Raw genomic sequence first — 12668 nt, forward strand, 5'->3', positions numbered from 1 at the left:
TTACTGGCGTCCCGCGTCAGCACGATCCTTGTCGAATCCCTCCGACGCCAGCAGATCGGCTTCCAAACGCGCAGTCTCCAGTCGCTCTGCTTCGAGACGGTCAGCTTCCTCGCCGCCCACAGCCTCACCGCGTGCCACCATGCCGGCGGTATCGGAGAGGGGGATCTGCTTCAGAGTAATGGCCAGGATCAGCGCGATGGCGATGAACGGAACCAGGTACCAGAACACCGGTGCCAGTGAATTGGCGTAGGCGTTGACGATCGCATCGCGCAGCTGTTCAGGCATCTGTGCCAACGCCTGGGGGTCCAGCGTGCTGGTGGACTGCGAAGCCTGCTCGGCAGAGGCCCCGGCACCTGTGAAGGCCTCGGTGAGAGACTCGGCCAAGCGGTTGGTGAAGATTGCTCCAAAGACGGCGACACCCAGCGATGCACCTACCTCGCGGAAGTAGTTGTTGGTGCTGGTCGCCGTACCGATCTGGTCAGCGGGAACAGAGTTCTGCACCACCAGGACGATGACCTGCATGATCAGTCCAAGGCCCGCACCGAAGATGAAGAGCTGGACGCAGATGACCCAGATGGGGGTGGAAGCTGCGAGCGTGGTCAGCCACAGCATGGCAGCGATGGTGAGCGCTGCACCCAGGATGGGGTACATCTTGTACTTGCCGGTCTTGGAAATTCGGATACCGGAGTAGATGGACGTGCCCATCAGGCCAACCATCATGGGCAGCATCAGCAGGCCGGATTCAGCCGCGGAGGTTCCGGACGACATCTGCAGGAACGTGGGAACGAAGGCGATGGCCGCGAACATGCCCAGGCCCAGCGTGAAGCCGATGGCCGTTGCGTTGATGAAGATGGGGTTCTTGAACAGGCTCAGCGGAATGATGGGGTCCTCGGCGCGACGTTCAACCATCACGAAGGCGAAGGCCGCCAGGACCATGCCGGCGCCAAACGCCCATGTAAGTGGCGAGTCCCAGCCTTCGTCCTTCTTGCCACCAAAGTCGGTGAAGAAGATGAGGCACGTGGTGGCAGCGGAGAGGAACAGGACGCCGAGGATGTCGATCTTCTTCTCGGCCTTCTTGTTAGGCAGAGTCAGGGTGAACCAGGCGGTGATGAACGCGGCGATGCCAATGGGGATGTTGATGTAGAAAGCCCACTCCCAGGTCAGGTGGTCCACAAAGAACCCACCCAGCAGGGGTCCGGCCACAGCGGAGAGACCGAAGATGGCGCCCAACGGGCCCATGTACTTGCCGCGCTCCTTGGCCGGAACGATGTCGGCGATGATGGCCTGCGAGAGGATCATGAGTCCGCCGCCGCCCAGGCCCTGAATGGCGCGGAAGATCACGAAGCCCCAGAAATCAGTGGCAAAAGCGCAGCCCACGGACGCGAGCGTAAACAAAGCGATGGCCACAAGGAACAAGTTTCGACGCCCCAGGATGTCACCGAACTTGCCGTAAATGGGCATCACGATGGTGGTTGCCAGGAGATAGGCAGTGGTGATCCATGCCTGGTGCTCAACGCCGCCCAGCTTGCCCACGATGGTAGGCATGGCAGTGGAGACGATGGTTTGGTCGAGGCTGGACAGCAGCATGCCTGCAATCAGCGCCGAGAAGATGATCCAGATTCGTTTCTGGGTCAGCAGCAGCGGTTCAGCTGCCTTCGAGAGTGTACTCATGCGGGGTCCTTCGAGGTTTCAAGGGGGTTAGGGCCCAGTTGGTGGTTCGTGGCCAACGGCTGGGCAAAAAGTTTCCGTGCGGCGTTGAGGTTCTGTTCGAGGATCCCGCGGTAGGGGCGCTCATTGTCCTCAGAGAAGAACTGCTGTGCTGTCTTTTTGGACACTGCCCCGAACAACACAGTTGCTGTCATGACTTCGGGGTGCTCCGGATCCAGCCCTTCGCGCGCGGCTACCAGTGCGGCGAATTGCCGTTCGCGGGCTTCCCCTTCGAGGGTGAGCCGTGCCAGGAGTTGCGGTTCGGCCGTAATGGCCGCGATGAACTGTTGGACCTCGGTACGGCTGATGGATGAGCGCTCCATGAGGGTCACGGTGAGCACGTGCAGAGCTGCGAGGAGGGACCCGGAGATGCTGTCCGGCGTGCGGGAAGGGTTCCGGTTGAACGCCTCCAGTGCTTCTTCGGGCAGCTCATCCGAGAACGAACCGATCACGGCGTCTTCCTTGGAATGGAAGTAGTTGAAGAAGGTCCGGCGTGAAATCCCCGCCTCTTCGCAGACCTCCTCAACAGTGAAACCGCTCAGGCCATGCGCCGCTGTCATGGAACGCGCGACGGCGGTGATCGAGGTCCGCGTGGCAGCCCGCTTGCGCTCGCGGAGGCCGCCATCAATATTTGCACTATTACTCACAGAGTAAAGTTTTGCACTCTTTGAGCCAAAGTGCAAAAAGAGTGTGGAAGTCGCTGTACAAACCTTCCGGGTACGACGACGGCCGGCACCTTTCGTGCGAAAGGTACCGGCCGTCGTCGTGCTTTGGGTATTAGTTCTTGTGAGCGGGGGAGGTCATGGTGGTGACGTCAAGGGCCTTGTCGAGGTCGGCCTCGGTAACCTTGCCTTCGCCCTCGCCGACGAAGCCGAGCTTCTCGGTGGCTTGGCGGATGGTCAGGCCTTCCTTGACGGCGATCTTTGCGATCTTGGCGGCATTCTCGTAACCAATGAACTTGTTCAGCGGCGTCACGATGGACGGGGAAGCCTCGGCCAGGAAGCGGGCGCGCTCCACATTGGCGGTGATGCCGTCGATCATCTTGTCTGCCATGACACGGCTGGTGTTGGCCAGCAGGCGGATGGACTCGAGGAGGTTGGCAGCCATGACGGGGATGCCAACGTTGAGTTCGAACGCGCCGTTGGTGCCGGACCAGGCGATGGCGGTGTCGTTGCCGATGACCTGGGCGCAGACCATGATGGACGCTTCGCAGATGACCGGGTTGACCTTGCCCGGCATGATCGAGGAGCCCGGCTGAAGGTCCGGAATGGCAATTTCGCCGAGGCCCGTGTTGGGGCCGGATCCCATCCAGCGGAGGTCGTTGTTGATCTTCATGAAGGAGATCGCGATGTTGCGCAGCTGGCTGGAACCTTCGATGAGGCCGTCGCGGTTTGCCTGGGCCTCGAAGTGGTCGCGTGCCTCTGTCAGCGGCAGGCCGGTGTCAGCTGCCAGCAGTTCGATGACGCGCTCCGGGAAACCGGCAGGGGTGTTGATGCCGGTGCCCACGGCGGTGCCGCCCAGGGGAACTTCGGCAACGCGGGGGAGTGCTGCGTTGATTCGCTCGATGCCGTAGCGGACCTGGGCAGCGTAACCGCCGAACTCCTGGCCGAGCATTACCGGGGTGGCGTCCATGAGGTGGGTACGTCCGGACTTGACGACGTCCTTGAACTCCACGGCCTTCCGGTCCAGGGAAGCTGCAAGGTACTCCAGCGCCGGGATCAGGTCGTTGATCAGGGCCGAGGTGGCGGCAACGTGCACGGAGGTCGGGAACACATCGTTGGAAGACTGCGAAGCGTTCACATGGTCGTTCGGGTGGACAACTTTGTCGCTCCCGGCGGCCGCGAGGGCGCGCGATGCAAGCTCGGCGATGACCTCGTTGGTGTTCATGTTGGAAGAAGTGCCCGAGCCGGTCTGGAAAACGTCAATCGGGAAGTCGCCGTCGTACTTACCGGTGGCAACCTCATCGGCAGCGGCGGCGATAGCCTCGGCGAGCTCACCATCGAGCACCCCCAGTTCGGCGTTCGCCAGTGCGGCGGCCTTCTTCACGCGGGCCAGGGCCTCAATGTGTGTGCGCTCAAGCGTCTTGCCGGAGATCGGGAAGTTCTCCACAGCACGCTGCGTCTGGGCGCGGTACAGGGCGTTCACGGGGACGCGAACTTCGCCCATCGTGTCATGTTCAATACGGAACTCAGTGGTGGAAGTCATGGGGCTAGCTTATGGCGATTGGACGCCTCACAGAAAACCCGGCGGAGAGTGCTACGTGCTCCGGCGCTGAGGCCGGAGCACGGCTTCCTAGAGCTTGCCGATCCCGGAAACGAGGGCCGCGCGGCCCTCATCGAGTTTGTACGACAGGCCGATGACGGCAACGCGGCCGTCGTCGATGGCGTCGGAAATCACACGCGAGCTGTCAGCAAGACGGGCGGCCGTCTGCTTGACGTGCTCCACCACCATGTCGTTGACGTCTTCCTGGCTGTTGCGCTTGGCCGTCAGGACGGAGGGAGTGATGCGCTCCACGAGGTCGCGGATGAAACCCGGAGGCATTTCACCCGTTTCCACGGCGGCCTTGGTGGCCTTCACGGCACCACAGCTGTCATGGCCGAGGATGACAATCAGCGGAACCCGGAGTTCGCTGATGCTGTACTCGAGGGAACCCAGAACCGCGTCGTCAATGACCTGTCCGGCGGTGCGCACCACGAAGGCGTCACCGAGGCCCAGGTCAAAAATGATTTCTGCAGCGAGCCGTGAATCCGAGCATCCGAAGATCACGGCAAAAGGATTTTGATTCTCAATGAGTGAAGATCGTCGCGAAGCATCCTGGTTGGGGTGCAGGGATTCGCCGGAAACAAAACGTTCGTTGCCTTCGCGGAGACGGCGCCACGCCAAGGCTGGAGTCAGGTAAGTAGGCACGAGCCTTACTTTACGACGCGCACACGGCAGTCTGTGAAACTGTTGCGCCTCATAAGTCGGAGAACCGGAGTCAGGCGGACGGCTGCGCGGAAGGAGACGCAGTAGCCGGTGCGCTTGCAGGTGGAGCCTGCTCTGCGGACTTAACCACCGCAGCCGCCAGCGTTGCGAACTCATCCAGGTTTGCGGTGCCGCTCAGGATGAGCGTGGTACCCCGGTACTCCAAGACCATGGCGCGCTTTTCCTTGCCGGAGTCCCTCAGCTCCCATTCCTGGCCGCCCGCGCTGCGGGTGCCGGTGACAGGAAGGTTCTCCGTCTGCTGCAGAACCCACGTAGCGTTCGCCTGGTTGGTCTGGGTGAGGCCAATGAAGTTTTCCTTGGGAGTCAGGAAACCGATCTCCCACGTAGGAACCCCGCTTCCGGTACCGGACTCCCAGCGCGCGTAGTTGGGCTTGAATGTGTCGCCCGTATCCGGGGTGACCGGTGTGAATCCTGCCACACCTGTGGCATTGCGGGCGATGGCCGCTACATCAACATCGGGCCTGAAACCCTCACCTTTGGGAGCCGGGTTCATCAACACGATGGGGAGGAAAGCCAGCACACAGACAAGCAGCGCAATGACCATGCCGATGACCGAAGCGTTGGCCCGCTTGGCGGCTTTCGCCGCGATGACGGGTTTGTAGGGGGCATCCGGGGCTGCCTGGGCATCGTTTTGCTTGGCCGCTGCAGCGTCAGATTGGTTCTCCGCTGCGGGCTTGTCCTGCGTTTCACTCACCCCTCCATGATCCCTTATCCCAGCGGGCAACACACATCCGGCAACCTCACCGCCGGTATAGCGCCGCGTGGTCATCCAACGACTCACTGACCACGCGGCGACTATGATCGTTGATAGAGGAACCCCGGGTTGCCCCGTGCAACCATGTCCGGTCCCGTGAATCGTCACTCGAAGAAGAGGTTCAAGTGTCTCCTGCACCAATGACCCAGCAGTATTCCACGATTTCGCCGTCGCTCGCCGTCGGCATCGACGAACCCGACCGCAACCTTGCGCTTGAACTCGTCCGTGTCACCGAAGCCGCGGCAATTGCCGGTGGCCACTGGGTAGGTTTCGGCGACAAAAACAAGGCAGACGGCGCCGCCGTCGACGCCATGCGTTCGTTCCTTCACACCGTCCACTTCAACGGCGTTGTGGTCATCGGTGAAGGCGAAAAAGATGAAGCCCCCATGCTGTTCAACGGCGAGCAGGTTGGTGACGGCACCGGTCCCGAGTGCGACGTCGCCGTCGACCCCATCGACGGAACCCGCCTGACCGCCCTCGGCATCAACAACGCCCTCGCAGTTCTGGCAGTTGCTGAGCGCGGATCCATGTTCGACCCCTCCGCCGTGTTCTACATGGAGAAGCTCGTCACCGGCCCCGAAGCCGCCGACATGGTGGACCTGCGCCTGCCCGTCAAGCAAAACCTGCACCTCATCGCCAAGGCCAAGGGCGTCAAGGTCAACCAGCTCAACGTCATGATCCTGGACCGCGACCGCCACCGTCCGCTCGTGGAAGAAATCCGCGAAGCCGGTGCCCGCACCAAGTTCATCATGGACGGCGACGTGGCCGGCGCCATCGCAGCAGCACGCTCCGGCACCGGCGTTGACGCCCTCATGGGCATCGGCGGCACGCCGGAAGGCATCGTTGCAGCCTGTGCCATCAAGTCGCTCGGCGGTGTCATCCAAGGCCGCCTGTGGCCGACGTCGGACGAAGAGAAGCAGAAGGCCATCGACGCCGGACACGACCTCGACCGCGTCCTGTCCACCAACGACCTCGTCACCTCCGACAACTGCTACTTCGCAGCAACCGGTATCACCGACGGAGATCTTCTCCACGGCGTGCGCTACCAGAAGGACCGCGTCATGACGCAGTCCATCGTGATGCGCTCCAAGTCCGGCACGGTCCGCTTCGTAGAGGCCGAGCACCACGCATCCAAATGGGAGACATACGCGCGCAAGCCGTAACCACCCCGTTGCTGTCGCGTCTTTGACGCGAAAAGCGCCCTATCGCTCTGCGGCTATCTCCTCGTACCTCGTCGATTTGATGCCGCTGACGCGAGAGGGCGCTTTTCGCTGTCCGGATGCGATGGTGCCGCGGTCTTCGGGCTTCGCGCTGTTGTGGGGTGGGTAGGGCAGAGCGCGAGGTGTGCCTTCACCACCAACTTTGATTTGGGAACCCTGCCGACATGCCTTGATGCACGGCGTGTCAGAGTGCCCCCGGCTCAAAGTGGGTGGTGGAGGTACAGGTGGATCGCGGGAAAAGGCTTAGCGCAGTTTGTCGCGGAGTTTCCGTGCCAGTTGGTATGCACCGTAGCGGAGCTTGTTGACCGGCAGGTCCCATGTGCCAGGGTAGGAGACTTCGCGGCCTCCGAATGACTTCTTAAATGCGGTGAAGCCCGCCCATTTGTGGTCCGGCTGGTCTTCGGGTGCCACGCCCCAGAGGTCCACGTGTTTGAGTCCCTTTTCCTTGGCGTCAGCCATCAAGGTCACCAGGAGGGGGATTCCTGCACTGAGTTTTCGGTGGGTGTCATCCAAGGCTGCGTGGGCGTACACGCGGGTATCAGCAGAGTCATAGGCGAAGGCAGCAGCGATCGGTTCGCCCTCAAGCTCCGCAATAAACAGTGTTCCAGCACCGTTGGGCAGCAGCGAGGCGGCCACCTGGGTAAGGTACTCGTCGCTTTGGGGCTTGAAGCCGTTCCGGGCAGCTGTCAGGTGGAGGAAATGCAGGAGCACCGAGATATCGGCGGGATCCTGGGAGGCGCGGAATGTCACGCCCTTCTTATGGATGTTCCGGTAGAGGTTCCTGTTGGTCGGTTTCATACCGGCCAGGACATCCTTGAAGTCACCCTCAAGATCAACGATCCAGCTAAGCTCCGGCTGCTGGTTGACCGGCGCCGGCTGCAAGCCGCGGGCACGAAGGAGAGCATCGGCGTCGGACGCTGTAAACCCTGCCGCAGCGGGCTCCATCCGCACGAACACCGCATGCTGGTCCTTGGCCAGCCTCACCAGGGCCGCAGTGGCGGCGTCGAAAGCTTCCACGGACTCCGCCACGGGGCCGTAGGGAGCGTAAATCACCTTGCCGGCAGGGTTCTTCTCCTCAATGGCGAGGAAACTCCAACCGGGCCCGGATTGCTCATGGACACGGCGTCCCAGGGAACGCTGGACAGCCGCCCATGCGGGCGTTTGCAGGAAAAACTCCATGGATCAGTTCCCCAGACCGGTGGTCACTGCAAAGGCAACACTCGTGTCCGTGGCGCCTTGCACGGGGTGGACGTTCACGGGTGCCTCGATGTCGGGGACGAACGCGGCGGTGCCCCGTTGCAAGCGGAGGTCGCTCTTGGGAGAGTCCAGCAGCACCGAACCGGACACCACCACGACGACGGCAGGCCCGTTTTGTGCCAGCGGCACCGGCTCGGCGCCCGGGGCAAGCTCAATACGCTGGAGCTGGAACTCCCTAAACGGCGGGCGGTACAGTTCCTGCCCGAATTCCGTCCCGCTGGCCTCGACGCGCGGCACACCCAGTGCTTCGAAGCGCACAGTCTTCAGCAGCTCCGGGACGTCCACGTACTTGGGCGTGAGCCCTCCGCGGAGCACATTGTCCGAGGACGCCATGACCTCCACGCCCAATCCATGGAGGTAGGCGTGGATGTTGCCGGCAGGCAGGTAAACCACGTCGCCGGGCTCCAAGGACAGGTGGTTGAGAAGGAGGGAAATGAGGACGCCCGGATCTCCGGGGAAGGCCTCGTTGATGTCCAGCATCGCGGTGAGGGCTTCGCGGTGCGGCTCCAACGGTGCGCCCGCGGATAGGACCGCAACTACCTCATGGATCACGTCGGAGACGTCGCTGCCACCCTGGATCAGCCGGCCGAAGGCAGCCTTCAGGGCTGCGGACTCATCGGGCTGGCTGAGGTCCGTGATGACACCGTTAATGACATCGGGAGCATCGACTGCTGCCGAATCAAGGACATGGGCCAGGTGCTCAAAAATGTCTTTGGACGCAGCCGGCGAACGGAAACCGCACAGTGCCTTGAACGGAGTCAGGGCGAAAATCATCTCCGGTTTGTGGTTGTCATCGCGGTAGTTGCGGTCCGCGGCATCGGCCGGGATCCCGGCTGCATTCTCCCGTGCGAATCCTTCCCGTGCCTGGTCCAGGCTGGGGTGCACTTGCAAGGACAACGGCTGCTCGGCGGCCAGGAGCTTGGTGAGGAACGGCAGCCGTGCTCCGAACTCGGCGATGCTTTCCGAACCCAGGCAGCGCAGGGGATCGGAGGCGATCAAGGCATCCAGTGGCTGAGTAACCCCATTGGGATGGATGGCTGTGGAGGGAGAGTCCGGGTGGGCTCCGATCCACATTTCGGCTTCGGGCCCACCTGATGCCGGACGACCCAGCAACCCGGCGATCGCCGTCGTCGAACCCCACGCATAGGGTCGCAAAACATTCTCAATCTGATACACGAAAGAAGGTCCTTATCGTTGCGCTGAACGTGGGGTGGGCGGAAGGCAGCTTACAGCGGGGCGCACTGTCCGTTGGTGGCCACGAGGTCACGGATACCTTGCTCATCGCCTTGGGCCTTGAGGCCATTCAGCAACTCGATGGTGATCGGGGTGCCGTCGGGCGTGGTGGTCACAGGTGTGAAATCGGCCGACGGCGACGGCAGCTGACCCGCGGGAACGGATCCGGCAACCGGGCCAGCGGCCATGACCGCTCCGGCAGCGGCTCCATCGTACGAAACGACGGCGTCACTCGCCTTGGGGGTGTTGGACGACGCCAGGACTTCCTGGACCTTGGAATGGATCACGTCAAAGTCAGGAACCGTGGAGAAGGACGCGTCAAAGTCCGGAGGCCCGATGGTGAGGCGCTTGATGGGCTGGTTCTTGGACTTCAAGGCGAGGTCCACAAAGCTGCCCAGCTGGTTGGACGAGATATTGGAGTCGACCACCTTGGTGCCGGCGTTGGCGATGTCCTCAAACTTGGTGAGGAGGGTGGCAGGATCCAGCTGCTTGAGCATGGCCTGCTGGACGCACTGCTGACGCGCGATCCGGGCGTAGTCATCCACGAATTCGCGGGAACGTCCGTACCAAAGGGCTTGGAAGCCGTTCAAGTGCTGGTCGCCGGCCGCGATCCAGCCATCCGGCATCCCGTGAATTCCGTTGGCCTCGTCAGTGACGGGACCACTGATGGGTACCCAGCCGCCGGCCTTGATGCGGATCCCGCCCATGGCATCGATGAGTTTGGCGAAACCGTCCATGTCAACCAGGACATATGCCTGGACGGTGATGCCCAACGTGCCGGACACGGCTTCGAGCGTGGCCTGCGCGCCGGGATCGGCAACCCCTGGGTAGAGGTTCTGGTAGTTGTTGGTGACCTCGGTGTTGACGGCGTTGATGAGGCACTCGTCGCCGCAGTTGTAGCCGTCCGGATAGACCTCGCGCATCGGCGAGCCCTCGCTGAACTGCGCGTTTTGAAGGTTGCGGGGGACGGAGATGATGGCGCTCTCACCCGTTTTCGCGTCGACGCTGATGACCGAGAGGCTGTCCGGGCGACGGCCTGTCCTGTCGTCTCCGGCGTCGCCGCCCATCATGAGGAAGTTGTACCGGCCGTCCACAGGATCTATGGCGGGGCCGGCATTGAAGATGCTGCCGATCGCATTGCGGCTCACGTTCAGGACGTAGGCGAGATAGCCCAGCGATCCGCTGGCAAGGACAGTGGTTACCGCCAGGACGACAGCGATGATGGGCCGCATTCCCGGTGCCAGGAGTGCGGGCCTGATGATTCTCAGGGTATTGAGGAACAGGAAGGCCCAGCCCAAGGCCAACGCCACAAGGATGACGATGATGAACAACGAGCCCACAGGGTGGGTGACAATGCTGAGCAGCATTGTCCGGTTCACCAAGGCTATGAACAGCGTGAGGAGGGCAAGAGCCCATACCGTGATGGTGACCCGCAAGGCGATGCGGCCAAGTTTGCGGTCCCCGGCAACGATTTGTGCGCTGCCGGGAACGAAAAGGGTGAGGAGGACCAGCACGAAGGCGCGTTTGGTCCGCACCGGAGCGCTTGCACCGGTCGGATAGCGGACGGGATCAGTCAGGGCGGAACCGGGCTGACTCGGAGTCTTGTGCATGGTCATCAACCGCTGCCTTCCTAGCGGGAGCTCCGGGCAGAGGCGTTGGCGGGAGAGAAGACCTCTTCCACTTTGTGGCGCAGGTTTTCGCCCTTCTTGGTGGCCACGTCGTTCAGCTCCTGGGCGAAGGTGAGGAGGTCAGCGCGAAGCTTCGAAGCGAGGTCGTCGGTTCCCGAAGCGAGGATGCGAACGGCAAGGAGTCCTGCGTTGCGGGCGCCTGCGATGGACACAGTGGCCACGGGAACGCCGGCAGGCATTTGCACGATGGACAGCAGGGAGTCCATGCCGTCCAATGTTTTCAGGGGGACCGGGACGCCGATGACGGGAAGGGGCGTGACGGAAGCCAGCATGCCGGGAAGGTGGGCTGCGCCGCCCGCTCCGGCAATGATGACGCGGAGCCCGCGTTCGTGGGCCGTCTGGCCGTAGCGGATCATCTCAGTGGGCATGCGGTGCGCTGAAACGACGTCCGCCTCAAAGGGGATGCCGAACTCGGCCAAGGCGTCCGCGGCGGCCTCCATGACCGGCCAATCGGAATCCGAACCCATCACGAGCCCAACGAGCGGGGCTGTTGTTGTCGAAGTCATGCAGTCTCCTCAAGGGTGGTCTGCTCCGGCTTGCGGCCGTCGCGGATGATGTTGGCCACGGCGGTGGCGCGCTGACGGACGGAGTCCACGTCCGAAACCGAACTGCCAACGAGGTTCACGTGGCCGATTTTGCGGCCCGGACGGACGGACTTGCCGTAGGAGTGGACCTTGGCCGCGGGTTCGAAGGCCAACGCCATGGGGAAGGCTTTGAAGAGATCCTGGTTGTCGCCGCCCAGGAAGTTCTTCATGACCACCACCGGGGCCAAAGCATCGGTGGCGCCCAGCGGGAGGTCCAAGACGGCGCGCAGGTGCTGCTCGAACTGGCTGGTGATGGAGCCGTCCTGTGTCCAGTGACCGGTGTTGTGCGGGCGCATGGCAAGTTCGTTGATGAGGAAGCCCACTCCGACTCCCGGAGTTTCGAACAGCTCTGCGGCCATGACGCCGGTGACGCCGAGTTCGTTGGCGATACGCAGCGCGGCCTCTTCGGCGGCGGCAGCCACTTCAACAGAAATGTTTTGGGCAGGTGCGATCACTTCGTCGCAAACTCCGTCCACCTGGATGGTGTGGACAACCGGCCAGGCACGGGATTCGCCACTGGGACTGCGCGCAACCAGGGCGGAAAGTTCGCGGCTGAAGTCCACCTTGGCTTCGGCCAGCAGGGGGCTCATGGCCTGGAACCAGTCGGCGGTTTCCAGGGCGTCGTCCGCGGAATCAACCATCCTGACTCCCTTGCCGTCGTAGCCGCCGCGGGGCGTCTTCAAGACGACGGGCCAGCCGATCCTCTCGCCAAAAGCCACGAGCTCGTCAACGGTGTTGACCGCTGACCATTCCGGGTTCGGGAGTCCCAAGCGGTCAATGGCAGCCCTCATCACCAGCTTGTCCTGGGCGTTCACCAAGGCATCGGGGCCTGGCTGGACGTTGACGCCGGCATCGAGCAGGGCCTGCAGGTGTTGCGTGGGAACGTGTTCGTGATCAAAGGTCATGACGTCCAGGCCCTTGGAGAACTCCAGAAGAGCGTCCAAGTCCTTGTAGTCGCCGATAGGCGCAGTGGCCACTGCTGCCACGGCAGAAACGTCCTCACCCTCGGCCAAAACACGCAGTTCGAAGCCCAGGGCGGTAGCGGGCGGAGCCATCATTCGTGCGAGCTGGCCGCCGCCAACAACGCCAATTACTGGAAAAGTCACAAGGTTCAGCCTACCGAACCGGCAGCGGGATCACTGATTCTGCCGCTCTTTCGAAGCCATTTACAGGAGGAGAAGTCGCCTGCCAACAGGTGAACCGGGTGCAGTATCGGCGTTCTCACAGCCTTTTACGAGGC

Annotated in this window: 11 protein-coding genes; 1 reads left to right on the plus strand and 10 read right to left on the minus strand. The window is 62.5% G+C overall.

The genetic code is table 11. The features are described from left to right. The 5 genes from ARUE_RS06200 to ARUE_RS06220 form a co-directional block, all read right to left on the minus strand. On the minus strand, positions 1 to 1671 hold the full coding sequence (locus tag ARUE_RS06200; RefSeq protein ID WP_014921110.1) for an MDR family MFS transporter: 1671 nt from the start codon (positions 1669 to 1671) through the stop codon (positions 1 to 3). Then, positions 1668 to 2354 (minus strand): TetR/AcrR family transcriptional regulator, encoded by a 687-nt coding sequence (locus ARUE_RS06205; protein WP_014921111.1) that lies wholly within the window; start codon positions 2352 to 2354, stop codon positions 1668 to 1670. Before ARUE_RS06205 ends, ARUE_RS06200 begins: the two co-directional genes overlap by 4 nt. Before the next feature lie 130 nt (positions 2355 to 2484). Continuing rightward, complete coding sequence (locus ARUE_RS06210) at positions 2485 to 3912, minus strand: class II fumarate hydratase (protein WP_011774028.1); 1428 nt, start codon at positions 3910 to 3912, stop codon at positions 2485 to 2487. A gap of 87 nt (positions 3913 to 3999) precedes the next feature. Further along, the gene (locus tag ARUE_RS06215; protein ID WP_011774029.1) at positions 4000 to 4614 is read right to left on the minus strand and encodes a carbonic anhydrase; all 615 of its coding nucleotides are present in this window, start codon (positions 4612 to 4614) and stop codon (positions 4000 to 4002) included. Positions 4615 to 4684: 70 nt separating this feature from the next. Continuing rightward, positions 4685 to 5386 (minus strand): DUF4245 domain-containing protein, encoded by a 702-nt coding sequence (locus tag ARUE_RS06220; RefSeq protein WP_238324547.1) that lies wholly within the window; start codon positions 5384 to 5386, stop codon positions 4685 to 4687. A gap of 200 nt (positions 5387 to 5586) precedes the next feature. On the opposite strand from ARUE_RS06220, the gene glpX reads away from it, so the two are divergent. Next, complete coding sequence (gene glpX / locus ARUE_RS06225) at positions 5587 to 6609, plus strand: class II fructose-bisphosphatase (RefSeq protein ID WP_011774031.1); 1023 nt, start codon at positions 5587 to 5589, stop codon at positions 6607 to 6609. 300 nt (positions 6610 to 6909) lie between these two features. On the opposite strand, the gene ARUE_RS06230 is transcribed toward glpX, so the two are convergent. Genes ARUE_RS06230 through ARUE_RS06250 form a run of 5 tightly spaced genes read right to left on the minus strand, consistent with a single transcriptional unit; the run spans position 6910 to position 12534 of the window. Further along, entirely contained in the window at positions 6910 to 7845 is a 936-nt protein-coding gene (locus tag ARUE_RS06230) for a lipid II:glycine glycyltransferase FemX (protein ID WP_011774032.1), read from the minus strand. Positions 7846 to 7848: 3 nt separating this feature from the next. Beyond that, on the minus strand, positions 7849 to 9099 hold the full coding sequence (gene manA / locus ARUE_RS06235; protein WP_014921113.1) for a mannose-6-phosphate isomerase, class I: 1251 nt from the start codon (positions 9097 to 9099) through the stop codon (positions 7849 to 7851). A 50-nt stretch (positions 9100 to 9149) separates the two neighbouring features. Further along, a complete protein-coding gene (locus tag ARUE_RS06240) occupies positions 9150 to 10772 on the minus strand; it encodes an LCP family protein (protein WP_014921114.1) in 1623 nt (540 codons plus the stop codon). Positions 10773 to 10786: 14 nt separating this feature from the next. Further along, entirely contained in the window at positions 10787 to 11350 is a 564-nt protein-coding gene (gene purE / locus ARUE_RS06245) for a 5-(carboxyamino)imidazole ribonucleotide mutase (RefSeq protein ID WP_011774035.1), read from the minus strand. After that, complete coding sequence (locus ARUE_RS06250; RefSeq protein ID WP_014921115.1) at positions 11347 to 12534, minus strand: 5-(carboxyamino)imidazole ribonucleotide synthase; 1188 nt, start codon at positions 12532 to 12534, stop codon at positions 11347 to 11349. Before ARUE_RS06250 ends, purE begins: the two co-directional genes overlap by 4 nt. Positions 12535 to 12668 lie beyond the last annotated feature (134 nt).

This window comes from Arthrobacter sp. Rue61a (assembly GCF_000294695.2).
In the GTDB taxonomy this organism is placed as follows: Bacteria; Actinomycetota; Actinomycetes; order Actinomycetales; family Micrococcaceae; genus Arthrobacter; species Arthrobacter aurescens_A.

Bases quoted from the DNA above. Each gene is read 5' to 3' on its own strand.
- ARUE_RS06210 (WP_011774028.1), bottom strand. From the start codon at position 3,912: ATGACTTCCACCACTGAGTTCCGTATTGAACATGACACGATGGGCGAA.
- ARUE_RS06230 (WP_011774032.1), bottom strand. From the start codon at position 7,845: ATGGAGTTTTTCCTGCAAACGCCCGCATGGGCGGCTGTCCAGCGTTCC.
- ARUE_RS06240 (WP_014921114.1), bottom strand. From the start codon at position 10,772: ATGACCATGCACAAGACTCCGAGTCAGCCCGGTTCCGCCCTGACTGAT.
- purE (WP_011774035.1), bottom strand. From the start codon at position 11,350: ATGACTTCGACAACAACAGCCCCGCTCGTTGGGCTCGTGATGGGTTCG.
- ARUE_RS06200 (WP_014921110.1), bottom strand. From the start codon at position 1,671: ATGAGTACACTCTCGAAGGCAGCTGAACCGCTGCTGCTGACCCAGAAA.
- glpX (WP_011774031.1), top strand. From the start codon at position 5,587: ATGACCCAGCAGTATTCCACGATTTCGCCGTCGCTCGCCGTCGGCATC.